This window comes from Paraburkholderia sp. BL18I3N2, from assembly GCF_003001875.1.
In the GTDB taxonomy this organism is placed as follows: Bacteria; Pseudomonadota; Gammaproteobacteria; order Burkholderiales; family Burkholderiaceae; genus Paraburkholderia; species Paraburkholderia phytofirmans.
On the sequence record NZ_PVNC01000002.1, the window covers coordinates 744,613 to 769,232 of the forward strand.

The window sequence follows — 24,620 nt, forward strand, 5'->3', positions numbered from 1 at the left end:
AGTCGAAAATGCGACATAAAGCCATTGCGATTATCGGCGGCTCAGGTTTTATCGGCAGCCATCTCGTCAACGCCCTTGTCGAAATGGGCAAAGACGTGCGCATCGCCACCCGGCGGCGTTACAACGCCCGCCATCTCACCCTCTTGCCCATCGACGTGATCGAAGCGGACGTGTTCGATCCGGTTCAGCTTGCGCGCTTCGTCGAAGGCGCTGATTGCGTGATCAACCTCGTGGCCACGCTGCACGGCAAACGCGGCACGCCGTACGGGCCAGAGTTCGCGCGAATGCATGTGGAATTGCCGACCAAAATCGTGGCCGCGTGCGAAGGCAAGGGCGTGCACCGGCTGCTGCATATCAGCGCGCTAGGCGCCGATCCGAACGGCCCGAGCATGTACACACGCTCGAAGGGCGACGGCGAGAAGGCCGTGCACGCGGCGAATCTGGCGTGGACAATTTTCCGGCCTTCCGTGGTGTTCGGCCCGGAGGATCAATTCCTCAACAAGTTCGCCTTCCTGCAGCGGATGTTTCCGGTGATTCCGCTTGCCATGCCGGATGCGAAATTCCAGCCGGTCTATGTCGGCGATGTGGCGAAGGCGATCGTCAACGTGCTCGACCTCGATGCCGCCGGCGGCCGCACCTATGAACTCGGCGGCCCGACCGTTTACTCGCTCGAAGATCTCGTCAAATATTGCGGCGATGTGATCGGCAAGCATGCACGCATCATCCGCTTGCCGGAGGCGTTCGCGCGCCTGCAGGCGCTGACCTTCGAAATGGCGCCCGGCGAACCGGTGATCTCGCGCGACAATCTCGATTCGATGAAAGTCGACAACGTGTTGAGCGGACCGCTTGCGCCTGAACTCGGCATTGAGCCGGCCAGCATCGAAGCGATCGCGCCGATCTATCTGACCGGTGCGTCGACGCGTTCACGCTTCGACACATTCCGCGCCAGCGCGGGTCGTTAAATTTTCTGCCATTCCTTATACAAAGCATGAAGCTGCTTATTGGTGATAAGAACTACTCGTCGTGGTCGATGCGGCCGTGGCTGCTATTCAAACACTTCGGCATTCCGGTCGAGGAAGTGTTGATTCATCTGAATCAGCCGGACACCAACGCGAAAGTGCTCGCGCTTGCTCCGTCGGGTCCGGGCAAGATCCCATGCGTAGTCAACGACGATGGTTCGGCCACGTGGGACTCGCTGGCGATCGCCGAAACGCTGGCTGAGCGCTTTCCTCAACACGCGCTGTGGCCACGCGACGCAGCGGCACGCAACCACGCGCGTAGCGTCAGCGCGGAAATGCATTCGGGCTTCGGGGATTTGCGCTCGAACATGTGGATGAACATTCGCGCGTCGTTTCCAGGCAAGAACGCGACGCCGGGCGCGCTCGCCGATATCGCGCGGATCCAGGCGATCTGGCGCGACTGTCTCGACACTTACGGCGGCCCGTTTTTATTCGGCGAGTTCAGCATTGCCGATGCAATGTACGCGCCGGTCGTGATGCGTTTTAACACGTGGCAGCCGGCGCTGTCGGAGGTCTCCAAAGCTTATGTGCGGCGCGTGACGGAACTGCCAGCGGTGAAAGCGTGGATCGACGACGCGCTGAGCGAAACGCACGCGGTTCCGTACCTGGACGTGTGCCCATGAACATCTACGCAGTAGGCGGCGCGATCCGCGACGAGTTGCTGGGCGTACCAGTGCAGGACCGTGATTACGTGGTGGTGGGTGCGACGCCGGAGCAAATGGTGGCGCAGGGCTACCGTCCGGTGGGCAAGGATTTTCCGGTTTTCCTGCATCCGCAGACGCATGAGGAGTACGCGCTCGCCCGCACGGAGCGCAAGACGGCGGCCGGCTACCATGGGTTCCAGTTCTTCTATGCGCCGGACGTCACGCTCGAAGAAGACCTGGCGCGCCGCGACCTGACCATCAACGCCATGGCGCGCGAGGTGCGCCCGGACGGCGAGTTGACCGGCCCGGTGATCGATCCGTTCAACGGCCAGGGTGACTTGCAGGCGCGCGTGTTTCGTCACGTCAGCGATGCGTTTCTCGAAGACCCTGTGCGGATATTGCGGATCGCGCGGTTCGCGGCGCGCTTTGTGGATTTCACGGTCGCGCCGGAGACGCTGGCGCTCATGCGCAAGATGGTGGCCGACGGCGAAGTGGATGCGCTGGTGGCCGAACGCGTGTGGCAGGAAGTGTCGCGCGGCTTGATGGAGAAGAAGCCGTCGCGCATGTTCGAGGTGCTGCGCGAGTGTGGGGCGTTGGCGCGGATTCTGCCGGAGATCGACGCGCTGTTTGGCGTGCCGCAGCGTGCCGATTATCACCCTGAGGTGGACACGGGTGTGCATGTGATGATGGTGGTCGATCATGCCGCGCAGCAGGGTTATGCATTGCCGGTTCGATTTGCCGCGCTGGCGCATGATCTCGGCAAGGCGACCACGCCCGAAGATGTGTTGCCGCGGCATATTGGCCACGAGGGGCGCAGCGTGGATCTGTTGAAGCCGTTATGCGAGCGGTTGCGGGTGCCGAACGATTGCCGCGATCTTGCGGTGCTGGTTGCGCGTGAGCATGGCAATATTCATCGCGTGATGGAGATGGGCGCTGCCGCGCTGGTGAGGCTGCTTGAGCGCAGCGATGCGATTCGGAAACCTGCGCGGTTTGCTGAAGCCTTGCAGGCTTGTGAGGCGGATGCTCGCGGGCGGCTTGGGTTTGAGATGCGGGAGTATCCGCAGGCTGAGCGGTTGAGGGTGGCGTTGGTCGCTGCGCGAGGTGTTGATGCCGGTGCTGTGGCTAAGCGGCTTGTCGACGCGCCTGGTGGGATTAAGGATGCTGTGCATCAGGAGCGGGTGCGGGCTGTGGAGTTGGCTATTTCTTGAGGGTTTGGTGCTCGGGTTGTTGTGTTTCGTTATGCCTGGGGGGTTGGCCTTTCCTTGATTTGTTGGTGGTCTATTAGTGTTGCCCCTGTGCGGGGCGGCACCTACTTCTCTTTGCCGCCGCAAAGAGAAGTAGGCAAGAGAAAGCGGCTCACACCGCTAATTCTTAAGCGGGTCCCTCGCACAGCCACAGTAGTGGCGCATCTGGAATCCGTGTTCTCGCACACTCCGCGTTAGTGACCAAGGACTCATTAGCTCCCACTCCGCACTGCGTGCGTCGCGGACGGGTCTGCTTGGGAAACCTAAGGTTTGATGAGCGCAGCGAATCAAACTGCGGCGGCAAAAGCATTGTGGACACTGACGAATTCGAACGTAGCGGGTGGCATTAAGAATGACGCTTCGGCGCGCGCAGCGCCGCCGGATGTATGACTGCTTTGTCACTCACGCCGATTGTGCGAAAGCACGGATTCCAGATGCACCACTACCGCAACTGCGCGGGGGACCCGCTTAAGAATTAGCGGTGTGAGCCGCTTTCTCTTGCCTACTTCTCTTTGCGGCGGCAAAGAGAAGTAGGTGCCGCCCCGCACAGGGGCAACGCTAATAGACCACCAACAAATCAAGGAAAGGCCAACACCCTCAGCCAACCAGACAAAGAAGTAACCCCCCACCGCCAAAGGCAAAAAAAAACCTAACCTACAAAACCCTGGCAACAATCGACAACACCATAGAAAGCACCAACGTCGACATAAACGGAAACGGGTACTCCCGCCCGAAAATCCGCAAAGTCACATCGCCAGGCAACCGCCCAATACCAATCTTCCTGAGCCACGGCCAGCAAGACGACAACACCGCCACGGCAATAAACGTAGTCAACAGCCAGCGAATCATGGCCAGCTCCTGAAGCAAAAAATCACAACGTATGCGATCGGTCGCCACTGGAAAACGCTTGCAGCGTGTCATCCAGTCCGCGCGAAAACGCAATCACCTTGAACAACTCACCCATCTCCGCCTCCGACAACAACTTCTGCACCGCATTCGCCGCAGGCAAATATCTCGCCGTATCCGCGGGATCGATTTCAGACAACACGTCGGTAATCCCGGCGTTCAGCAGAAACCGCGCTTGCGACGTAAAGCCCAGCAAATCCGCCCCCGCCTCGACGCCCGCTTCGGCGATGCCGGTAAATTCCACATGCGCCGTGATGTCCTGCAAACCCGGGTAGAGGAACGGATCGCCATGCGCCCGGTGCCGGTAGTGACACATCAACGTGCCCTGTGCACGCTGCGCATGGTAATACTCGTGACGCGGAAAACCATAGTCGATGAAGAAGGCCGCGCCGCGCGCAAGCATCGTGCAGATGGTCCGCGTAAATGCGCTCGCGGCTTCGTGCGTTTCGGTCACGTAGTCTCCGCCGGCGGTTTCGATTTCCGACAGTAGCGCGAGGTCCGCAGCGGCGGACACGGGCCGGTCGTCGAATGCGAACGCCTCGTTGCGCCACACCACGCCGCGCTCGAGCCACACCCCGCCGTTGAACGCGAACAGCCGCACCGGCATCGCGTCCAACACCTCGTTGCCGATCACCACGCCCTCGAACCGCTCCGGCAAAGCATCCAGCCAGCGCACTTTGGCAGCGAGCGTGGGCGCGGCGGCTTCGATCGTCTCCCGCTGGCGTTCGCGAAGCTCGCCCGACAGATCCACGATCGAGTAGCTGTCGAATTCCGCGCCCAAGCCGTCGAGCGCGTTCAGCACGCCGGCGGCGAGTTTGCCCGTGCCGGCGCCGAATTCCATCACGTCGCGCGTGCCGCTCGCTTGCAAGGCCTCGGCAACCGGGCGCGCCAATGTGGCGGCAAACAGCGGCGACAGTTCCGGTGCGGTAACGAAGTCGCTGCCGTCGTCGCCGCGCAGCCCGAATTTGCGGGCGCCGCCGCTGTAATAGCCAAGTCCTGGCGCATACAGCGCACGTTCCATGTAGCGGTCGAACGGCAACCAGCCGCCGGCGGTGTCGATCTCCGCACGGATCTGCGCGGCCAGCGCTTCGGACTGCGCAAGCGCGCTCGGGCCGGGAGCAGGTAAACTATCGGGTTGGTGAGCTTTCGGATTCATCCCCGCATTGTAAATGACCGCCTCTCTGGACACCGCCGCCCCCCGCGCGCCCGAAACGCCGCGCGTCGTGCTGATTACCGGCGCCGCCCGCCGTATCGGGCGGGCGCTCGCGCTCGGCTTTGCCGCGCGTGGCTGGGACGTGGCCGTCCACTACGGCGCTTCGCGCGAGGAAGCCGACGAACTGGTCGCTGAAATCACCGCCCTGGGCCGCCGGGCCGTCGCCTTGCAGGCCGAATTAGGCGATGAAGCGCAAGTCGAGCGGCTTTTGCCGGCTTGTATCGACGCTTTGGGTCGGCCGTCGTGTATCGTCAACAATGCGTCGCGCTTCGAGGAAGATACGGCGCAAACCGTCGGTTACGAGTTGCTGCTGAAGCTGACCGCGATGAACGTCGGCGCGCCGCTGGTGCTGGCGCGCAGGCTGTTCGAGGCGACGCCGGAAGCTGCGCGCACCGACGAAAGTCTGCGCAGCGTCGTCATCAACGTATTGGATCAGAAGCTGTACAACATGAACCCGGACTATCTGTCTTACACGCTGACCAAGGCGGCGTTGCAGACAGCCACGGTCGCGCTGGCGCAGGCGTTGGCGCCGAAAGTGCGCGTGGTCGGGCTCGCGCCCGGTCTGACGATGCAATCCGGCGATCAAACGCCGCAAGGTTTTGAAACCGCTCACCGTACTACGCCTTTGGGCCGCGCGTCGCGGGCCGAGGATATTGTCGCCGCCGCGCTGTATCTCGCGGATGCAGCGGGCGTCACCGGAACGACGCTGGTGGTCGACGGCGGGCAGCACCTCGTGCCCCTGCCGCGCGACGTTATGTTTTTGACGGGCGCCTGACGCGCGCGCGGCCGGCCGTGATAGCGGCGGCCGCCGCGCTGTGAAACGCCCCTTTGCGTGCTCCGCACGCCTTTTTCGACTGGAACGAACATGTTTGCCGCTCTTTCGCATCCCCGGCTCGCCGATTGCCGCCGGCTCTTTCTGCGCAATTACGAAGTGCACATCAACATCGGCGTGCACGACTTCGAAAAGCGCGGCGAACAGCGCGTCGTGATCAACGTCGAACTGTTCGTGCCGCTCGCGCTGTCCACGCCGGTTCAGGACAAGCTGACCGAAGTCGTCGACTACGACTTCATGCGCTCCACCATCTCGCGCCGCGTCGAGCAAGGCCACATCCACTTGCAGGAAACGCTTTGCGACGATCTCGTCAAGACCATGCTGGAGCATCCGCAAGTGCGGGCCGCGCGCGTGTCGACGGAAAAGCCGGACGTTTATCCTGATTGCGACGCGGTGGGCGTCGAAGTCTTCCGTATCAAGGAGGATTGAGCCATGAATGCTCCGGAAATCCTGAATGGCGCCGCGACCGCCTCGGCTGTCGATGCAACCGAGGCCACACAAGCCGCCGCGCGCGCCAAGACGCCGCTCACGCGTCGTGAGCAGAAGGAAGCGTACGAGAACAACAAGCTGTTCAAGCGGCTTGCGCGCCAGGTGGGCGAGGCAATCGTCGACTTCAACATGATCGAGAACGGCGACAAGGTCATGGTGTGCCTGTCGGGCGGCAAGGACAGCTACGCGATGCTCGAAATCCTGATGCGGCTGCGTGAGCGCGCGCCGATCAACTTCGACATCGTCGCGGTGAATCTCGACCAGAAGCAGCCCGGCTTTCCGGAGCACGTGCTGCCCGAGTACCTGAAGCAGCTCGACATTCCGTTTCACATCGAGAATCAGGATACGTACAGCATCGTCAAGCGGCTGGTGCCTGAAGGCAAGACCACCTGCTCGCTGTGCTCGCGGCTGCGGCGCGGCATTCTTTACCGCGTGGCCGGCGAACTCGGCGCGACCAAGATCGCACTCGGCCATCATCGCGACGACATTCTGCAAACGCTGCTGCTGAACATGTTCTACGGCGGCAAGCTAAAGGGCATGCCGCCCAAGCTGCAATCGGACGACGGCAAGAATATCGTGATCCGTCCGCTCGCCTACGTGAAGGAAACGGATCTGGAGAAGTACGCCGAACTGCGTGAATTCCCGATCATTCCGTGCAACCTGTGCGGCAGCCAGCCGAATCTGAAGCGCGCGGAAATGAAAGCGCTGATCCGCGATTGGGAGAAGCGCTTCCCGGGCCGCATCGAGAATATGTTCAACGCACTGTCGAACGTCGTGCCCTCGCATTTGATGGATCACCAGCTGTTCCCGTTCGCGGGTCTGCGTGCGAGCGGCGAGGCCGATCCGCAAGGCGATATCGCGTTCGACGAGGAGCCGTGTTCGACCGATGCCGGAGAAGGCGCAATGCCCGGCGCAACCAAGTCGATTTCCATCGTCCAGTTCGACGATCTTTGACGAAAAACGCCTGTGGTATGGGCGTTTCCGCACATTGCAGTACGCATCGAGGCCGCCACAGCGGCCTTTTTCGCGAGAGGGTGCGTGTTAGAATCAACGCCTCCAAACTCGTCTATTTGCCGTGCCATGAACATTGTGATTTTGGCGGCAGGCACCGGCAAGCGCATGCGGTCCGCGCTTCCCAAGGTGCTTCATCCCCTGGCTGGCCGGCCGCTCCTCGCTCACGTCATCGACACGGCTCGCATGCTCAAGCCCACGCATCTCGTGGTGGTGATCGGCCATGGCGCGGAAGCCGTGCGCAAAGCGGTTGCCGCGCCGGACGTACAGTTCGCCGTGCAGGAACAGCAGCTCGGCACGGGGCACGCGGTTCAGCAGGCGTTGCCGCTGCTCGATCCGTCCGCGCCCACGCTGGTGCTTTACGGCGACGTGCCGCTCACGCGCGCCGGCACGCTGCAGGCGCTGACCGAGCGCGCGGGGCAGGGCGGCTACGGCGTGCTCACCGTCACGCTCGCGGACCCGAGCGGCTACGGCCGCATTGTGCGTGATGCGCAAGGCAAAGTGGCGCGCATCGTCGAGCAGAAAGACGCGACGCCCGAGCAGCTCAAGATCGCCGAGATCAACACCGGCATCATCGTCGCGCCGACCGAGCGTCTGGGCGGCTGGCTTGCCGCCTTGAAGAACGACAATGCGCAAGGCGAGTTCTATCTGACCGACGCGGTCGAGATGGCGATCGAAGCCGGACTCGAAGTCGTGACCACGCAGCCGGAAGACGAGTGGGAAACGCTCGGCGTGAACAGCAAGCAGCAGCTTGCCGAACTCGAACGGATTCATCAGCACAACGTGGCGGATGCGCTGCTGGTCGCGGGCGTGACGCTCGCCGATCCGGCGCGTCTGGATGTGCGCGGCACGCTCGAATGCGGCCGCGATGTTTCGATCGACGTGAACTGCGTGTTCGAAGGCCGCGTGACGCTGGCTGACAACGTCACCATCGGACCGAACTGCGTGATCCGCGATGCGAACATCGGCGCCGGTACGCGCGTCGACGCATTCACGCATATCGAAGGCGCCGAAGTCGGCGCGAATGCCGTGCTGGGACCGTATGCGCGCCTGCGCCCTGGCGCGTCGCTGCAAGACGAATCGCACGTCGGCAACTTCGTCGAGGTGAAGAACGCGGTGCTCGGCCGCGGTTCGAAAGCGAACCACCTCACGTATATCGGCGACGCGGATATCGGCGCGCGCGTGAACATCGGCGCGGGCACCATCACCTGCAACTACGACGGCGCGAACAAATTCCGCACGATCATTGAAGACGACGTGTTCGTCGGTTCGGATACGCAACTGGTTGCCCCAGTGCGCGTGAAGCGCGGCGCGACGATCGCGGCGGGCACCACGGTTTGGAAAGACGTCGAAGCCGAGGCGCTGGTTCTGAACGACAAGACGCAAACGAGCAAAACGGGCTACGTGCGTCCGACCAAAAAGAAGAGCTGATAGGCGTGAGGCGCGCAAAAACGCGTTCATTGAAAATCCAGCACTTAGAGCACTGAAAAGGAATGAGCCATGTGTGGCATTGTCGGCGCGGTAGCGCAACGTAACATCGTTCCGGTCCTGATCGAAGGACTGCGTCGCCTCGAATATCGCGGCTACGATTCGTGCGGCGTGGCCGTGCTTGGCAAAGACGGGCCGCGCCGCGCGCGCAGCGTGGCGCGCGTGGCCGACCTCGACGAGCAGGTGCGCGAGAGCCACCTCGAAGGCATCACGGGCATCGCCCATACGCGTTGGGCGACGCACGGCGCGCCGGTCACGGACAACGCCCATCCGATTTTCTCGAAAGATACTTTGGCGTTGGTACACAACGGCATCATCGAGAACTACGAATCGCTGCGTGAAATGCTGCGTGGCAAGGGCTACATGTTTGTCTCGCAAACCGACACAGAGGTTATCGCGCATCTGATTCACAGCCTGTATCGCGGCGATCTGTTCGCGGCGGTGCGTGAAACGGTCGGGCAATTGCACGGCGCGTATGCGATCGCCGTGTTGCATAAGGACCAGCCGCATACGGTGGTCGGCGCGCGGCAGGGTTCGCCGCTGGTGGTCGGGCTCGGCCAGGGCGAGAACTTCCTCGCCTCGGACGCGTTGGCGCTCGCGGGCAGCACCGAACGATTCATCTTCCTCGAAGAAGGCGACGTCTGCGAACTGTCGCTCGATGGCGTGCGCATCGCCGATCGCGAGGGCAATGAAGCGCAGCGCGAAGTGCGTCAGGTTGCAGCGTATGGCGGCGCGGTCGAACTCGGCCCGTACCGCCACTTCATGCAGAAGGAAATTTTCGAGCAGCCGCGCGCGATCACCGACACGATTCCGCAAGCGGATTCGTTCGACGCGTCGCTGTTCGGCGAGGGCGCGGGCAAGGTGTTCGCGGAGATCGACAGCCTGCTGATCCTCGCGTGCGGCACGAGCTACTACTCGGGGCTGACCGCGAAGTACTGGCTCGAATCGATCGCGAAGATTCCGACTCAGGTGGAAATTGCCAGCGAGTATCGCTACCGTGAGTCGGTGGCGAATCCGAAGTCGCTGGTAGTCGTGATCTCTCAGTCCGGCGAAACGGCGGACACGCTCGCGGCGCTCAAGCATGCGCAGGATCTCGGTCACAAACATACGCTGGCGGTCTGCAACGTCGGTACGAGTGCGATGGTGCGTCAGACGGAATTCTCGTTCCTGACGCACGCGGGTCGCGAGATCGGCGTGGCGTCGACCAAGGCGTTCACCACGCAACTGGTTGCGCTATTCGTGCTGGCGGCGACGCTGGGCAAGATGCGCGGTCGTGTGAGTGAAGAGCAGGAAGCGGAATACCTGAAACAACTGCGCCACTTGCCGGCGGCATTGAATAGCGTGCTGGCGCTGGAGCCACAGATCATCGCGTGGTCGGAAGAGTTTTCGCGTAAGGAACACGCGCTGTTCCTCGGGCGTGGCCTGCACTATCCGATCGCACTTGAAGGCGCGCTGAAGCTCAAGGAGATTTCGTATATTCACGCCGAGGCTTATCCGGCCGGCGAGTTGAAGCATGGACCGCTCGCGCTCGTGACGGAAGCGATGCCCGTGGTGACGGTGGCGCCGAACGACACGCTGCTGGAAAAGCTGAAGTCGAATATCCAGGAAGTGCGCGCGCGCGGCGGTGAGCTGTATGTGTTCGCGGATGCGGATACGAAGATCGTCAATGACGAAGGTCTGCATGTGATCCGGATGCCGGAGCACTACGGTTTGTTGTCGCCGATTCTGCATGTGGTGCCGCTGCAGTTGCTGGCGTATCACACGGCGTGTGCGCGGGGCACGGATGTGGACAAGCCGCGGAATCTGGCGAAGTCGGTGACGGTGGAGTGAGTTGCCGGCTGGGTCGTTGACGGTCGTTGGTGTGTAATCGAAGCGCTTCTGCCTCGCAGGCAGAAGCGCTTCGCGCTATACGGCGTCTTATTCGTTGCCGGTGGCGCTTGGGCACACGGATATCAATTCAATCGCTCAAGGAGCCCGACTCAGTTCGTTCTGCTGCCGTCAATTTGAGCCGGCACAACGATGAACCCGCCGAGCTCATCGCCATACGTCACGACCTTCCCTTCCTGCAGGAAATGAGCGGTCAACGCGCACAGCGCCGCATCCACTTCGTCGATAGACTTTAGCGAAGCTGCTTCAATTCCCGCATCTTTCAGAACCTCTCGGCGTTGCGTTCGTTTTTTCTTCGCGGAAGCGGCCTCAGTCCTAAGAAGCGCGCTGGTGATCGCGTGGGGAAACGTCTCGAAGCAGACTCGGCCGCTGGCTTCACCTCGATTGGTGAAAAGAGGGAAATGCGGTGCGAATGCCTGATAAACACGCTCGCCGTTGAACATCCACTCGTAAAATCCGCTCTGACTGGCCATGGCCAATTCACGAGTCGGCGTGGCAAATGAAAAGATTCGTTGCCGGGCGAGTTCTTTCTCAGCTTGCCTGCCAGCTTCGCCAGTTCGCCACAAACAGGGCGCATCAATACCTACCGCTGCCACCTCGAATTGGAGGCACTTTTCGAGCATGTAAGCGGGCGGCTCCTTGCTGATGTTGCACACAATCTCAGTGCCACAAAGAATAACGAGGTGATTCCCTTTCCGGTCTCCGCCGATATCGATTCCAGCTACAACTCGTTCCGACTTCATCGTGCAATTGCTCCTGAATTGAATTCCAGCGTCGGCGCGCGATGTTCTCCCTGCGGCTATCGTTACAGGTGCGATGCTGTTTCACTCAGTATCTTTTACTGCATTGGCGGTGATTGATCTGAGCCTGACTGGCCGTGTGAACTTTGGCCAACACCAGGCTGCCAAACCGAATATGGCGACTCGGATAAATGGGTATGGCAAGCGTACTACTGGTAGACGATGACGAGGAAGCGTTGGCCGCATGGGGCGCCATTTGTGCCGCTGATGGATTTGAAGTAAGGAGCGCGAGCGACGGCCGGTCGGCCTTGGCCATGTTCATTGAAGCCCCCGTCGACATAGTGGTCGCGGATTGGCGGATGCCAGTCATGTCAGGCAGCGAGTTCTGCCATCGGTTGCGAACACTTCCTGGATTAGCGGACTTCGCTTTCATTCTGGTTTCCGGAGAGCCAAGTCCGCCCGCTTTCGTTAGCTACGACGGGTTTCTTCGTAAGCCGGTAGATGGACCAATTTTATTGGCTACGATGCATCGGCTGCTGGCCGACCACGTTACGCATCGGCAACGGCAGCGATAGGTCGCTACTCCCTCACCAGTTCCACCGCCACCGCCGAAACGAATTCCGCGCGCACGCTACCGCCGACTTTCAACCCATCGAGTGGAATTCCCTCTGAGGCCCCGAGCACCTGCTGATGTTTCGGGCCACGCAGCGTCACCATGCGGCTCTTGCGCTCGATCTTCATCACCGTCGCGACCACCTTCACGCTATGCGCCGACGACGCGTAGGCCGCCGACGCCGGTACTGCCGCAGTCGTCTCCACGCGCTCGCGCACACCTTTTGTCGCGAGCTTGTCGATGTTCGACAGTAGCGCCTGCTGATAAGCAACGCTGAGCTTGTCGCCTACCTTGAGCCGGCTGACGTCGGCCAAGGAAGGATTGACGTCGACATCGGCGAGATTGCCGCGTGGACCGCGCAGCGTGCCACTATTCGTGGCGGTATTGATGGCGACGACGCGAAGCTGTGCATGAATCACCCCGGCGCGTCCGAGTGCCTGTCGTCCGGTGGGTGCACCGGCGTCCTGTGCGAAGCTGGATTGACAGGGCCTGGCGGCGAGCACGCTCAAGAGGGAGGCCGCACGTAGCACGACTGCGGCCGATGAACCGACTTTGCGCGCGCAGATGATTTGCTGCTCCCGAAGTGATCACCACCGACGATGAAACTCAAGCGATCTACGCAACACCGGCCACGCACTCGCGTCTACAACTCCGGCCGCGCCAGGTCGCTGATGACAATATGTTCGCCGTACACCTGCGCCGCCGCGACGGCTTCCAGCTTGGTCGCGTACGGCCCGAGTTCAGGCGCGCCGTCGAACGGAAACAGTACGCGTCCGTCGGTGGTTCGAACCACTTTCAACACGCCGAAGAAACGTCGATAGCCGGCCAGCTTCGACGTGGCTGAAATTTCAAAGTCGTCTTCCGACGTCGCGGGGATGCTGGGAATAAATGCGGTCTTGCTCATACCTGAAAACATCTCTTGTTCGATGGGCCGGCAGCGGCATGAAACGCCAAGCCTACACCCGGATGTCCGGGGAAGATATTCGCCGGCGGGCTTCATTGTCTCAAATGCGGGCGGATTCAACCGGCGAGTCCGCACGCGAGCTGGGCGGTGGTCCGTGACAAGGCCGCCCGCAAGTCTGCTCAGGCGTCTTTGACGGCCTCCGCGTGTTCAGCCGCCAGCGCCACGTCCCGCTCGCTCACGCGCACGAAACTCGGCCGCGAGCAGATGCGGTCGACATACTCGAGCAGGACCGGCGTTTCGGGCACCAGCTTGAACATCATGCCCCAATGCAAGGCGATGCCCCACAAGATATCCGCCGCCGACATCGTGTCCCCGAGCAGATAGGGCGCGGCTTGCAACTGGCTCGTCACCGTTCCGATCATCGAATCGAAATCGCCGTAGGGTGACGTGGCGGCCGGGGCGGGGTCGCGCTTCATCGCTTTGTCGACCAGCGCCGGCTCGTAGCACGCCGCGTAGTACACCAGCCAGCGCAGGTACGGTCCGCGTGACGGATCATCGAGCGCCGGCGCGAGACGCGCTTCAGGAAACAGGTCTGCCAGATAGATGAAGATCGCGACCTGTTCGGTAACCAGCGCGTCGCCGTGGAGAATCGCCGGCACTTTACCGAGCGGATTGATGGCGAGATAGGGCGCTTTACGCTGTTCGCCGGCTTTCATATTCAGCACCTTCAACTGGTATGGCGCGCCAAGTTCCTCGAGCAGTGTGAGTGCGCTGACGGAGCGGCACTGCGGCGAGTGGAACAGCGTGATCGTGCGATCTGTGGTCATGGCTTGAGCCTTCCCGAATGAGCATGGTGGACGAGAAAACCGGGCTCGGAGGCAACGACGAGGCGCCGGAGATGTCTTCATCCTAAGCGTCCATACCTGTCAGTTTGTGGCAGGTATGACTACACTTGTCCGCATGAGAGCGAGCCGCCTTCTTTCCATCCTGATGACGCTGCAGGCGCGTGGCCGCGTCACCGCACAGTTCCTCGCCGATGAATGCGCGGTGTCGTTGCGCACCATCTATCGCGATATCGACGCCCTGAGCGCCGCTGGCGTCCCCGTTCATAGCGAGCGTGGGGCGGAAGGCGGCTACCGCCTGCTCGACGGCTATCGCACACGGCTGAACGGCTTGTCCTCGCAGGAAGCGGAGTCGCTGTTCCTCGCCGGCTTGCCCGGCCCGATGCAGGCGCTCGGCCTGGGCGCGGTGATGGCCGGTGCGCAGACCAAGTTGCTGGCCGCGCTGCCGGTCGAATTACGCTCGACCGCGGAGCGCATGCGCTCGCGTTTTCATCTCGACGCCCCCGCGTGGTTTTCGGACGCGGACGAGCCCGCCCATCTGCCGATGATCGCGCGTGCGGTGTGGGAGCAGCATCCGCTGGAGATTCGCTATCAGAGCTGGAAAGCCGAGAAGTTTCGCCGGATCGAACCGCTCGGCATCGTGCTGAAAAGCGGCGCGTGGTATGTGGTCGGGCGCGTGGGGCAGGATGTGCGCATCTACCGCATTTCGCGCATTCTCGAATTGAGCCTGCTGGACGAGACGTTCGAGCGGCCTTGCGCCTTCGATCTCGCCACTTACTGGCAGGACAGCACGCAGCGTCTCTCGGAAGAAATGCATGCGAGCGAAGCGACGCTGCGTCTGTCGCCTTGGGGCATGCAGATGCTCGATGTCTTCACGTCGCCGTTCGCGCGTTCGGCGGCGATCATCGGCGAGCCGGATCCCACCGATGGTTGGCGCACCGTGACGCTGCCCGTCGGTTCCGTCAGACAGGCGTGCGCGGAACTGCTGCGCTTCGGCACCGAGGCCGAAGTGCTGGCGCCACCCGAGTTGCGCGCGCAGATGTCGGAGGTTGCGGCGGCGCTGCATCGCCGTTATGCGCAATGACGGCATGCCGGCATGACGGCATCCGTCGCGGGCGCGCTCAGACGGCGCGTAAGATGGCCGGCATACGGCTGAACCGCACGCCGACATGGAGCTGCGCGCAGGTGGCGAGTGTGTCCGCGCGGCCGAGTGGGACGGACAACAGCAGCAAGGGCGAGTATAGGTGGACGAGTGAATTGCAACTAACGGCACAACGGTTGAAACGTAAGGAAACTGGTCGACAATCCGGCGGCCGGCGATGGCGCTTCCGCCATATTGATCAGGTGGGCATCGATGGCGTTCATCCGTTACTCGCGACTTCAATTTCCAAGCGCTGACAGCGCGACTCCCATCCGGCGATGGTGGTATCCGAAAGACGCGCACGGCAAGATCGACAAGTTCAGTGATTCACCAGTCGCGCTGCACGTCAACGTCGATATGAGCGACGAACCGCTTATATGCAAGGCGGGGAGAGCGCCGGGTCCGGTCCGAACGCGATATCGACCACGTCGCCGCAGTCCCGGCGACGCTCAACGACGACTACGTGCTGGAGCGCGAAGCCATCGCTAAAACTCGCAACAAACCTAGCCGGCGCGATTCCTAAGACGAATTTCGACTGTTTCCGGGTCTGATTTGGGGGCAGAGCTATAATGGCCGGATCCCCTTTTTCCCGTCCTCCGTTATGAGCCGGTTACTTTGCCTGATCGTGCTTTCGCTCGGCCTGATGCAGGCCGCGACGGCCGACGAAAACACCGACCGAATGTCCGCGTATCTGACGCAAAAGTTCGGTCTGGCAAGAGAAAAGGCTCAAAAGATTTCCGACGCGGTGCAATCCGCTGCCTCGAAATATTCCCTCCCGCCGGCGCTCCTGCTGGCGATCATCTCGATCGAATCCCGCTTCAAGGAAAAGGCCAAGGGCGCCAACGGCGCAACCGGGCTGATGCAGGTCGTACCGGGCGCGCATCGCGGGCTGCTGAGGAACGTTAAGGATCTCACCGAACCGACTGCGAACATCGAAGTGGGCTCGGCGATTCTGTACGGCTATATGCGCTCGGCCAACGGCGACATGAACGCCGCGCTCAAGAGCTACGGCGGATCGCAGGCCTACGCGCACAAGGTGAGTTTGCGCGTCGAAGACTTTGCGGCGGTCGCACCGTCGCAGGACGCTGCCCCGCAATCGGACGCGCAGGCCGGCATGTGCGCGGCACGACCCACGTCCGACCGTTGTGCGGAACCGGGCAACTGGGCCAACGCGTTCACCCTTCCGGCTGTCAATGGTGCCGGGTTAAACGGCGCCGCCACGCCGGCGACCGGACCTCACGCGACGTCGCACTAAGCGACATTCCAGCGCTTTTCCTGCCGCGGCGTTGCAGCCGCGGCAACGCTTTGTCACCTCCTGCACGACACCCGTTGCGCGCTTTTTACGCACAGTTCGCAACCGCTCTACAATGCATTCCCATTCGCGCTGACGCAGCGCCTCTTCCGACCGACCATGTTGATCTCGCTTTTCAGACTCACAGCCGCCGCGTGTGTCGGCCTGCTGACACTTGCCGCCTGTAGCAGCACGCCTCAGCCGAAATTCCAGCAGGAATTGTTCGAAACGGGCGCGAGCCCCTATGCGCGCAATTTCAATTCGAGCACGACGGATAGCTGCGAGGCCGCGCGCCGGGCGCTCCTGAGCCAAGGCTATCTGACGACGATGACGCGCAACGACATCGTCGACGGCACCAAGAACTTCCAGCCGACGGGCGACACCCACGTGGTCGTCGAATTTCATGTGGTCTGCACGCCGGGAGAAGAGGCGAGCGACACCAGCATCGTATACGTCAACGCCGTGCAGAACGGTTTTGCGCTGAAGAAAAGCGATACGTCGGCGAGTGTCGGACTGAGCGTGCTGGGTTCGTTGTCGCTGCCGATCCGCTCGAACAGCGATGCGATGGTCAAGATTTCGAGCGAGACCATTCCGTCAGGCAAGTTCTACGATCGGTTCTTCGGGCTCGTGGACCACTATCTCCAAACGGTGGTGCGCACGCAGCCGGTCGCCAATAGCCGCATCGAAACGCGCCTCTTGCCGGTGCCTATCGAAGCGACGGCGCCGGTCCCCGTTCCCGGGATGCCCGATGCGATCGGTAACGCGGCGTCCGTGCAGCCGGCGAGCGGGGCGGGCGTAGTGCCCTGATCCATCCATGGGATTTCGCGGTGTCGAGGCTGGTCAAGATGCGATCAGCCTTCAATCGCATCGCGATGCATCACTTATCCTATATCTTTTACTTCATACGTATACATATGTAGTAATAGTTAACAAGGGTTAACCCCGTCTGTGGATAACTGCCAAATGTTCCGTCACATCAACGTCATGCAAACTCCATAACCGTTCGGATCACGTCTGTAGAAAAACTGCCAACTCGGGATAACTTTGCTGGGCTTGTCTCGCGAGCCGTCTTATCAAGATTTCGCGCACAGGCTGTTCCATGCGCTATCCCGAAGTTATTCATAGGGAAATGTGGATAACTCGCGTTCGAAGTCTTTTTTCCAACCGATGCCGGGCAAGTTTTTCAACTTGGCCAAGCGCTCGGCAACGTACAGACCGCCCCTCGCCATACGCGCACATTAAAGTCGGACGGTACAAAGATTGCGTCTCTCTTTTTGCAAGCGCAACTGTTGCTATTTAGTCAAAACCATTTCGGCAACGGCTGATCCAGGCATAGAGTTAAAGTGTTTTCTGAAGTTATTGGTGCGGTGCGGGGGTGTGTAATGAAACGCAGAACAGCACGACAGCTTGTCCGTCTTCTTTCGGATATTCGACATGCCACCCATTGCAGTACGCTGCGGGCGGCAGCCACCAACCGGGCCATCGCGCTCGCCTCCACTGAACACGAAGCGGATGTCGCCGACAGCGATGACAACGCCGAGGCCGCGCGCGACGCGCATCAGGACAAGCCGGCCCGGAGCAGATCATGAGAACGTCGAGCGAACAGTCCCTGCGGTTTCTAGTCGATAAATGGCTTGCACCGGAGCCTTCGGCGGCGGTTCATGTCACCGAATTCAGCCGCACTCGCCTGGGAGGCCGGCGTTATGTGCGCGTCGAGACTTCGCTTCAGGCGGGCTCACGCGGCCTGTTTTTCTTTCGTCACGACGACGGCTGCTGGTGTGTGTTTCCGCCGACCGCCGATACACCGTCTTTGCTTGCTTATCCGCGAGCGGCCTGAGCGCAGCAAGTAAGCCCACGACACCGACCGCCAGCGCAAACAAACACCCTGCACGCGCCAGTGCCGAATGCGGCGACTGGCTCCGTCCTCAAGACGACGCGTGAGGCACACGTTCACGCCCGCGTTGCCACGCCGGCATCACCTGACACACGATCAAACCCGCGAGCATCAGCGCGCATCCGAACAGTGCGCGCGCCGACAGTGTTTCGCCGAGCACGAGCCACGCCGCAAGCGCGGCAAACACGCCTTCCATGCTGAAAATCACCGCCGCGTGCGACGGCGCCGCGTGCTTTTGCGCGACCACCTGAATCGTATAGGCGACGCCGACCGACAGCGCCCCGCCGTACAGGATAGTCGGCGCGGCGCGCAGGATCACCGCGAAACTGATTGGCTCGATAGCGAGACCGACGACGAGACATGCGAGCCCGCAAGTCACGAACTGCACGAGCGCGAGCATCAGCGTGTCGTGGCGCAGCGCGAAACGTCCGACTAGCATCATCTGAACGGAGATCACGAGCGCGCCGGCGAGCTGATACCAGTCGCCGTACAGCATTGAAAAATGTTCGTTGACGCTCAGGAAATACATGCCCACGGCCGCGAGCACCGCACCGAGCCACGTGCCGATTCCCGTCCGATGTCTGAACAGCACACCCAGCAGCGGCACGATCACTACGTACAGCGAACTGATGAAACCCGCGTTGGCCACCTTCGTGTATTGCAGGCCGATCTGCTGCAATGAAATCGAGGCGGCCAGCACTACGCCGAGCAGCGCGCCCGCGCCGAGCAGCTCGCGTGCGCCACCGGGTTCGCGCTTCGACAGTTCAGCCAGTGCGGAGCGCCGCACGCAAACAATCAGCGCCAGCACGACGAGCGCGCCGAGCAGGAAGCGCAGGCCAGTGAAGAGAAACGGGCCGATCGCATCGAGACTCAGGCGTTGCGCGACGAACGCGGAACCCCAGATTATCGCGGCGATCAGCATCAGAACATTGGCGCGCAGGTGTTGGCGGGTTTCGGCTTTCAACGGTGGTCTTTTATTCGGTTGTTGTGACGGGCAGGCGTCGATTTTATCTGCGTGCGCGGAAAAACCCGACACGGAGCGAACACCTGAACGCAAACGCGACCGAAGGCCCTCTCATTTCCCGGCCGACCCGCGCGATAATCGCGCGGGTCGGCCCTGAAACCTCAAGACACGACAGCCTCAACGACCGGCCGATTTTCAGGTGAACGCAATGGACGAAAAAGACTGGATCGCCGGCGCCGCGAAAGCGCTGGCGATCATCGAAGCATTCGACGAAGAGCACGCGCGCATGACGCCGACCATGGTGGCCGGCCGCGCGGGTCTATCCCGCACGGCGGCGCGCCGTTATTTGCTGACGCTGCGTGAACTCGGCTACGTGGATACCGACGGCAAGCTGTTCTGGCTCGCGCCGCGTGTCTTGCGGCTCGGGCAGTCGTATCTGGATTCGGCGCGCTTGCCGCGCACCGTGCAGCCGTTCCTCCAACGCATTACCGCGACGGTGCAGGAAACCGCGCTGGTCGCGATCCTCGACGAACACGACGTGGTGTACGTCGCGCGCAACGGCGTGAACCGGGCGATGGCGGTGGGTTTCGTGCTCGGCTCGCGCGCGCCGGCGCCGTTGTCGTCGGCGGGACTGGTTCTGCTGGCGTTCCAGGCGCCGGAAGGCATCGAGCAGTGGCTGGCGTCGTATCCGATCAAGGTGTTCACGCCTCACACCTATTCGACGATCGACCAGTTGCGCGATGTGCTCGGCGAAATTCGCCGCAACGGCTACGTGGTCACCGACCAGCAGCTAGAGTTGGGCGTGCGCGGCGTCGCGGTGCCGCTGCGCGACCGGCATGGTTCGGTCGTGGCGGCAATCAGTGTCAGCATGCCGATCGGACAGGAGTCGGCCAATGCCGCGCTACACCGCGTGCTGCCGACCCTTTTGGAAAACGCCAGCCTGCTGCGCAACCTCGTTTGAGGCGGTCTAGGTGAATCCCCTGGTATGGGGTGTTTAATGAGTGAAAGCGGGTCGAAAGCAAGCTGTCTCCCGGAAAATACATATCGAGTTTTGGGCATGACAAACCGCCTACACTGGGTAATACTCTCCCGCGGGGAGCGGGAAGGCGCCTCAAGCCCTGTCTGCTTCACCGTGCAGCTTATTCATTCACATTGACTCAGTCGTCCAGGTTTGGGGAACAACACATGAAAAAAGTTATCGTCTCGCTCGCAGCCGCTTCGATCGCGCTGGTTTCTGTTCAAGCTTTCGCACAAGCGTCGGACGCAGCACCGGCTGCTGCAGCAAGCGCGCCGAAGAAGCATCACATCAAGAAGCTGAAGACGCACGGCAAGCGCGCTCCGGTTTCGGCAGCCGCTTCGGCAGCTGGCACGAACGACAAGGGCACGCAAAACTAAGCTGCCGCCCGATTCTTCGGGCCAGCTTCACGGTCGATTGCACGGCGCCGCTAGTCGGCGAGTGCAGCACGATCCGGATGAAGACGTTGCAAGCAAAAAGGCCAGAGCATGAGCTCTGGCCTTTTTGCATTCGGGACAGCTTTGTTGCGGTGATCAGCCGGCAAGGCCGCGTTTGATGACTTCGTTCAGCAGACCGGTCATGCCTTCGGGATGAGTCGCGGCGCGCTCTTTCAGTTCGGTCACCAGATCGCCGTTCAGCTTGCAGGCAAACGCGACGAGGCCCTGCGCCTGATCGAGCTTGCGCTGTTCGCGGCGATCGAGCTTCGGCTCGGCCGCGGCGGCTTTGCCGAAACGGTCGGCGGTCGACAGCTTCATTGCGTTGTTCAGCTTGAGTGCCTTGTTCTTTTCAAGGTCGGTTTTTTTCATCGCCATTCGGAAGGCCTCTGCCAGATAAGTAATCCCGCATTGTACGCACCGCGCCGGACGTCGCGCGAGCGCGCGACGTCCGGGTTCCGCGCGCACGGATTGGCACGCGTGTCCGGAACCGGGGTGAACCTCGATCTAGGTTCGCACGGACTGGCCCGGCGCGGCAGCCACGCTGTCCATCAGCGCGCGCATTCTTTGCCAATGCGTGCCTTCCCAGAACACGCGACGGCACACATCGCAGGTAACGAATTGCGCATGCCGTTCCAGCACACCGTCGGGCGCACGCGTGCCGACTTCTTCTTTGGCAATGCGCCGCAGCGGCACATTGCACATCAGGCATAAGCGGAACGGTTGCGCGCTGCCGGCCAGATCGAGCCGTTCAAACACCTCGCGCAATTGTTCGCGCGGCCTGAGCGTGCGAATGTAGCAGCCATGCGTGATGCTGCGGCGTTTCAATAATTCGCGGTCGCGTGTCAGGACAATGCGCTGCTGGGCGGCGGCCAGCGCTTCGATGTCGGCGTCGGGGTAGTGGTTGTCGTACAGCGTGTCGAAGCCCGCGAGCCGCAGAAGCGGCGCGAGACCGCCCAGATGCGCGTCGGCGATGAAACGCACCACGCGCAGCGGACGTTCGCGCACGCGCAGGAGCGGCTGAATATCGAGCGCTTCAAACTTCGGATAGACGGCTACCCGATCGCCGTCCGCAAGAACATGATTGAAACCGACCGACTCACCGTTGACCAGAATCAGCTCGACCTCGGTGTGCGGCACGCCGAGGGCTTCGATCATGTGCTTCGCGGTGGCGCCCGGCGCGCAGGCGTAACTGAACGCGCGCCGGCGCAGCGGCCGGGCGAGAAAATCGTTCAGCTCCTCGTAGAAGCGGAATGTCGCGGTCACCATCACCGCAGTATCGCACCGTGTTTCTTTGTGCGCTGTCCTGCACGTGTCGCATGGGTGTGTTTTACTTCCAGTTCTTTAGAAGACGGAGCGACAGATGGACATCGGTTTTATCGGTCTCGGCGAGATGGGCGCCGCGATGGTTGCAAACATATTGAAAGCCGGGCATCAGGTGCGCGTGTGGAACCGCTCACCGGAACGCGCGCAGCCGCTCGCCGACGCAGGCGCGCGGGTCGTCGCGACGCCGGCCGAAGCGTTTGCGGGCGACGCCGTGTTCTCAATGCTCGCCGACGATAGCGCCTTGCGCGAGGTCATCACCGCTTCGTTGCTGGAACACGCTCCGCGCGGGCTGATCCACGTGAACATGGCGACGATCTCGGTGGCGCTGGCCGAGGAACTGGCGACGGCGCACGCGTCGCGCGGCGTCAACTACGTTGCCGCGCCAGTGTTGGGCCGGCCCGACGTCGCGGCGGCGGGCAAGCTGACCATCGTGGCGGGCGGCCCGGCCGAGTCGATCGACCGCGTGCAGCCGATTTTCGACGTGATCGGCCAGAAGACCTGGCGCATCGGTTCGCTGCCGCAACAGGCGAACGTTATGAAGCTTGCCGCCAACTTCATGCTCGGCGCGGCCGTCGAAACGCTCGGCGAAGCGGGCACGTTGGTCACCGGGCACGGCGTCGCCATGCAGGATTTCCTCGATGTCATCACGAGCGGACTGTTTCCGGGGCCGGTCTATTCCGGCTACGGCAAGTTGATCGCGGAGCAGCGCTACGAACCGGCACTGTTCAAGGCGCGCCTCGGTCTGAAAGACATTCGTCTCGCGCTGGCCGCTGCCGACGCCGTGACGACGCCGCTGCCGATCGCCAGCGTGGTGCGCGACAGCCTGATCGAAGCCGTGGCCCACGGCGACGGCGAGAAGGATTTCGCGGTGCTGGGCCAGGTCGCCGCGCGGCGAGCCGGGCGCTAAAAGCAAAAGCAACTGACAGGCGGCACCGAAGGACGCGGGCGGGCATAATAGCCGCCCGATCCCTTATCCGCCGTGATTCCCATGAGTCTGCATACCTGGTGGCTATTCGTCGCCACTGTCTTCGTCGTTTCCGCGATTCCCGGTCCGAACATGCTGCTCGTGATGACGCACGGCGCCCAGCACGGCTTGCGCCGCTCCAGCGCAACCATGGCGGGTTGCCTGTCGGCGCTGGTGCTGATGCTGGCGGTGTCGGCTGCGGGTCTCGGTGTTTTCCTCGAGGCGTGGCCGGCCATGTTCAACGCGTTGCGGATGATCGGCGCGGCTTACCTCGTGTATCTCGGCATCAAGGCATGGCGCGCGCCGGCCGACGAAGCCGCCGCCGGCAATGCCGACAAACTCGCCGCGAAACCCGCGCGCTCGCGCTTCGCGCTGTTTCGCAACGGGTTTCTGGTGGCGGGCAGCAACCCCAAGGCGATTCTGTTCGCGGCTGCACTGCTGCCGCAATTCATCGACGCCGCGCAGCCCAAGCTGCCGCAGTTCGGCGTGCTCGTCGCCACGTTCGCCGTGATCGAGGTGAGCTGGTATCTGGTGTACGCGGGATTCGGCACGCGCATCGGCGCGAAATTAAAGAGCCGCAGCGTCGCCCGGATGTTCAATCGGCTGACGGGCGGCGTGTTCGTCGGCTTCGGCGCGATGATGGCGCTGGTGCGCCACTGAGCGCGGGCCGCAGCGCCACGTCAACGGAGACGGCAAGACATTTGGCGGGGTGTTGTGTATTTGCAACATCGAGGGTCTACCCTGATTTTCATGTTGCGCCGCACCAAGCCGTTTGCTATAGTTTGTCTTGTCTCCTCCATGTCTCCTCTGATATGGATTCAGCCCGCCAAATTAGGCGGGCTTTTTTTTGCCTCGAATTTCCAGTTCCCAGAAAAGACCAAGCCGGCTGACCCTTGCGCGGGGCCGCCGGCTTTGTTGCGTCAGGACCGAACTCAGAACCTGTACGAGACGGCGAGGAACGAAATGATCGGGTCGGCCTTCAGTTCTGCCTTCGACACCCCCAGTTCTGTGCCGTCCGCGGCCTTGATGATGACCGACGAGGTCGTCTTCAGCGGAATGTAGGTGACCGACGCCACGAGGCCCCAGTGATCGGTGATGTTGTACGCCAGGCCCGCGTTGAACACCGGCGCCCAAGACGACGACGCTTTCGCCGACACCTGCGTCTGCCCCGGCTTGCCTGCGCCGGCGGCCAGCACCGCGCCGAGGTTGTTTTGCGTCGACTGGACGAAGTTCTGGCTCAGCTGAACGTCGGAGAACCAGTTATACGACACGCCGACGCCGACAAACGGCCGAAAATGCGCCGTCGGAGCGTTGAAGTAGTACTGGAACAGCAGCGCCGGGCTCCATTGGCGCACGCTTTTGACGATAGGGTTGGCCTGCGGATCGCCGAGATCCTGCTGGCCCAGCGCGCCGGCCGGTCCCGGCGGCTTGATGGTGCCGTGCCCATAAATCTTGAAGACCGGCGGCACGCCCGCCACCGTCGTCACGGCGATGTGATCGGTGAGGTAGTGGCTGAACACCAGGCCGACGGTGTTGGCGCTATTGGTCGACAAACTCGTGCCGGGCGACGTGAAGGAACTCGGCAGACGCAGCGGCGTGTTGATCGGCGTCGGCGCGACGTTGGTGGTGAGCGGCGAGCTCGAATCCTGCGGCATCACGTGAAACCAGCCGAGCACGGCGACGTTGTCGCCCGCATGCTGGGCGTGCGCGCTGGCGGACAGGCAGGCGGCCAGCAACGCGAAATAGATTTTTTTCATCT

At 62.1% G+C, this 24,620-nt stretch carries 28 protein-coding genes; 18 read left to right on the forward strand and 10 right to left on the reverse strand.

What is annotated here, in order from left to right:
* Window positions 1-8 precede the first annotated feature (8 nt).
* Genes B0G75_RS09290 through B0G75_RS09300 form a run of 3 tightly spaced genes read left to right on the forward strand, consistent with a single transcriptional unit; the run spans window position 9 to window position 2,871 of the window.
* Entirely contained in the window at window positions 9-962 is a 954-nt protein-coding gene (locus tag B0G75_RS09290; RefSeq protein WP_106303466.1) for a complex I NDUFA9 subunit family protein, read from the forward strand.
* A gap of 26 nt (window positions 963-988) precedes the next feature.
* A complete protein-coding gene (locus B0G75_RS09295) occupies window positions 989-1,642 on the forward strand; it encodes a glutathione S-transferase family protein (RefSeq protein WP_106303469.1) in 654 nt (217 codons plus the stop codon).
* Window positions 1,639-2,871 carry a multifunctional CCA addition/repair protein gene (locus B0G75_RS09300; protein WP_106303472.1) on the forward strand — a complete coding sequence of 411 codons (1,233 nt, stop codon included), beginning with the start codon at window positions 1,639-1,641 and terminating at the stop codon, window positions 2,869-2,871. Before B0G75_RS09295 ends, B0G75_RS09300 begins: the two co-directional genes overlap by 4 nt.
* Before the next feature lie 690 nt (window positions 2,872-3,561).
* Here the strand turns inward: B0G75_RS09300 and B0G75_RS09305 are convergent.
* Both B0G75_RS09305 and B0G75_RS09310 read right to left on the reverse strand, forming a co-directional pair.
* Window positions 3,562-3,756: a DUF2905 domain-containing protein gene (locus B0G75_RS09305; RefSeq protein ID WP_012434650.1), complete on the reverse strand. Its 195-nt coding sequence runs from the start codon at window positions 3,754-3,756 to the stop codon at window positions 3,562-3,564.
* Window positions 3,757-3,778: 22 nt separating this feature from the next.
* On the reverse strand, window positions 3,779-4,969 hold the full coding sequence (locus tag B0G75_RS09310) for a class I SAM-dependent methyltransferase (protein WP_106303475.1): 1,191 nt from the start codon (window positions 4,967-4,969) through the stop codon (window positions 3,779-3,781).
* Window positions 4,970-4,982: 13 nt separating this feature from the next.
* Here B0G75_RS09310 and B0G75_RS09315 point away from each other — a divergent pair, with 13 nt between their 5' ends.
* The 5 genes from B0G75_RS09315 (at window position 4,983) to glmS (ending at window position 10,676) form a co-directional block, all read left to right on the forward strand.
* Window positions 4,983-5,801 carry an SDR family oxidoreductase gene (locus B0G75_RS09315; protein ID WP_106303478.1) on the forward strand — a complete coding sequence of 273 codons (819 nt, stop codon included), beginning with the start codon at window positions 4,983-4,985 and terminating at the stop codon, window positions 5,799-5,801.
* A gap of 90 nt (window positions 5,802-5,891) precedes the next feature.
* Window positions 5,892-6,287, forward strand: coding sequence for a dihydroneopterin aldolase (locus B0G75_RS09320; protein WP_106303481.1), 396 nt, complete (start codon window positions 5,892-5,894; stop codon window positions 6,285-6,287).
* A 3-nt stretch (window positions 6,288-6,290) separates the two neighbouring features.
* Complete coding sequence (gene ttcA / locus B0G75_RS09325; protein ID WP_106303484.1) at window positions 6,291-7,301, forward strand: tRNA 2-thiocytidine(32) synthetase TtcA; 1,011 nt, start codon at window positions 6,291-6,293, stop codon at window positions 7,299-7,301.
* A 126-nt stretch (window positions 7,302-7,427) separates the two neighbouring features.
* A complete protein-coding gene (gene glmU, locus B0G75_RS09330) occupies window positions 7,428-8,789 on the forward strand; it encodes a bifunctional UDP-N-acetylglucosamine diphosphorylase/glucosamine-1-phosphate N-acetyltransferase GlmU (RefSeq protein ID WP_106303487.1) in 1,362 nt (453 codons plus the stop codon).
* Window positions 8,790-8,858: 69 nt separating this feature from the next.
* Window positions 8,859-10,676: a glutamine--fructose-6-phosphate transaminase (isomerizing) gene (gene glmS, locus B0G75_RS09335; protein ID WP_106303490.1), complete on the forward strand. Its 1,818-nt coding sequence runs from the start codon at window positions 8,859-8,861 to the stop codon at window positions 10,674-10,676.
* A 149-nt stretch (window positions 10,677-10,825) separates the two neighbouring features.
* Here glmS and B0G75_RS09340 read toward each other — a convergent pair whose 3' ends face one another.
* Window positions 10,826-11,476, reverse strand: coding sequence for a DUF429 domain-containing protein (locus B0G75_RS09340; protein ID WP_106303493.1), 651 nt, complete (start codon window positions 11,474-11,476; stop codon window positions 10,826-10,828).
* Between the two features lie 194 nt (window positions 11,477-11,670).
* On the opposite strand from B0G75_RS09340, the gene B0G75_RS09345 reads away from it, so the two are divergent.
* Window positions 11,671-12,048, forward strand: a complete 378-nt coding sequence (locus tag B0G75_RS09345) for a two-component system response regulator (protein WP_106303752.1) — start codon at window positions 11,671-11,673, stop codon at window positions 12,046-12,048.
* A 4-nt stretch (window positions 12,049-12,052) separates the two neighbouring features.
* Here the strand turns inward: B0G75_RS09345 and B0G75_RS09350 are convergent, their stop codons facing one another.
* From B0G75_RS09350 to B0G75_RS09360, 3 genes are all read right to left on the reverse strand, one after another.
* Entirely contained in the window at window positions 12,053-12,505 is a 453-nt protein-coding gene (locus tag B0G75_RS09350) for a hypothetical protein (protein WP_258194279.1), read from the reverse strand.
* A 224-nt stretch (window positions 12,506-12,729) separates the two neighbouring features.
* Window positions 12,730-12,990: a DUF6723 family protein gene (locus B0G75_RS09355; protein WP_106303755.1), complete on the reverse strand. Its 261-nt coding sequence runs from the start codon at window positions 12,988-12,990 to the stop codon at window positions 12,730-12,732.
* Between the two features lie 179 nt (window positions 12,991-13,169).
* A complete protein-coding gene (locus tag B0G75_RS09360; RefSeq protein WP_106303500.1) occupies window positions 13,170-13,817 on the reverse strand; it encodes a glutathione S-transferase family protein in 648 nt (215 codons plus the stop codon).
* 115 nt (window positions 13,818-13,932) lie between these two features.
* Between B0G75_RS09360 and B0G75_RS09365 the strand changes: the two genes are divergently transcribed.
* The 5 genes from B0G75_RS09365 (at window position 13,933) to B0G75_RS09385 (ending at window position 18,101) form a co-directional block, all read left to right on the forward strand.
* Window positions 13,933-14,916 carry a YafY family protein gene (locus B0G75_RS09365; RefSeq protein ID WP_258194280.1) on the forward strand — a complete coding sequence of 328 codons (984 nt, stop codon included), beginning with the start codon at window positions 13,933-13,935 and terminating at the stop codon, window positions 14,914-14,916.
* 658 nt (window positions 14,917-15,574) lie between these two features.
* Window positions 15,575-16,228 (forward strand): lytic transglycosylase domain-containing protein, encoded by a 654-nt coding sequence (locus tag B0G75_RS09370; protein ID WP_106303506.1) that lies wholly within the window; start codon window positions 15,575-15,577, stop codon window positions 16,226-16,228.
* A 156-nt stretch (window positions 16,229-16,384) separates the two neighbouring features.
* Window positions 16,385-17,071 carry a DUF2242 domain-containing protein gene (locus B0G75_RS09375; RefSeq protein ID WP_106303509.1) on the forward strand — a complete coding sequence of 229 codons (687 nt, stop codon included), beginning with the start codon at window positions 16,385-16,387 and terminating at the stop codon, window positions 17,069-17,071.
* Window positions 17,072-17,646: 575 nt separating this feature from the next.
* Window positions 17,647-17,853, forward strand: a complete 207-nt coding sequence (locus B0G75_RS09380; RefSeq protein ID WP_106303512.1) for a hypothetical protein — start codon at window positions 17,647-17,649, stop codon at window positions 17,851-17,853.
* Window positions 17,850-18,101 carry a hypothetical protein gene (locus tag B0G75_RS09385; protein WP_106303515.1) on the forward strand — a complete coding sequence of 84 codons (252 nt, stop codon included), beginning with the start codon at window positions 17,850-17,852 and terminating at the stop codon, window positions 18,099-18,101. Before B0G75_RS09380 ends, B0G75_RS09385 begins: the two co-directional genes overlap by 4 nt.
* An 88-nt stretch (window positions 18,102-18,189) precedes the next feature.
* Here B0G75_RS09385 and B0G75_RS09390 read toward each other — a convergent pair whose 3' ends face one another.
* Window positions 18,190-19,122, reverse strand: coding sequence for a DMT family transporter (locus B0G75_RS09390; RefSeq protein ID WP_106303518.1), 933 nt, complete (start codon window positions 19,120-19,122; stop codon window positions 18,190-18,192).
* Window positions 19,123-19,330: 208 nt separating this feature from the next.
* On the opposite strand from B0G75_RS09390, the gene B0G75_RS09395 reads away from it, so the two are divergent.
* Window positions 19,331-20,083: an IclR family transcriptional regulator C-terminal domain-containing protein gene (locus B0G75_RS09395; protein WP_106303521.1), complete on the forward strand. Its 753-nt coding sequence runs from the start codon at window positions 19,331-19,333 to the stop codon at window positions 20,081-20,083.
* 224 nt (window positions 20,084-20,307) lie between these two features.
* Window positions 20,308-20,517 (forward strand): hypothetical protein, encoded by a 210-nt coding sequence (locus B0G75_RS09400; RefSeq protein WP_106303524.1) that lies wholly within the window; start codon window positions 20,308-20,310, stop codon window positions 20,515-20,517.
* A 153-nt stretch (window positions 20,518-20,670) separates the two neighbouring features.
* Here B0G75_RS09400 and B0G75_RS09405 read toward each other — a convergent pair whose 3' ends face one another.
* Both B0G75_RS09405 and B0G75_RS09410 read right to left on the reverse strand, forming a co-directional pair.
* On the reverse strand, window positions 20,671-20,949 hold the full coding sequence (locus B0G75_RS09405) for a hypothetical protein (RefSeq protein ID WP_012434605.1): 279 nt from the start codon (window positions 20,947-20,949) through the stop codon (window positions 20,671-20,673).
* Window positions 20,950-21,078: 129 nt separating this feature from the next.
* The gene (locus tag B0G75_RS09410; RefSeq protein WP_106303528.1) at window positions 21,079-21,840 is read right to left on the reverse strand and encodes a Mut7-C RNAse domain-containing protein; all 762 of its coding nucleotides are present in this window, start codon (window positions 21,838-21,840) and stop codon (window positions 21,079-21,081) included.
* A gap of 94 nt (window positions 21,841-21,934) precedes the next feature.
* On the opposite strand from B0G75_RS09410, the gene B0G75_RS09415 reads away from it, so the two are divergent.
* Entirely contained in the window at window positions 21,935-22,804 is an 870-nt protein-coding gene (locus B0G75_RS09415) for an NAD(P)-dependent oxidoreductase (protein ID WP_012434603.1), read from the forward strand.
* Window positions 22,805-22,885: 81 nt separating this feature from the next.
* Window positions 22,886-23,521 (forward strand): LysE family translocator, encoded by a 636-nt coding sequence (locus tag B0G75_RS09420; protein ID WP_106303531.1) that lies wholly within the window; start codon window positions 22,886-22,888, stop codon window positions 23,519-23,521.
* 272 nt (window positions 23,522-23,793) lie between these two features.
* Here the strand turns inward: B0G75_RS09420 and B0G75_RS09425 are convergent, their stop codons facing one another.
* Window positions 23,794-24,618, reverse strand: coding sequence for an OmpW family protein (locus B0G75_RS09425; protein ID WP_106303534.1), 825 nt, complete (start codon window positions 24,616-24,618; stop codon window positions 23,794-23,796).
* Window positions 24,619-24,620: the final 2 nt, after the last annotated feature.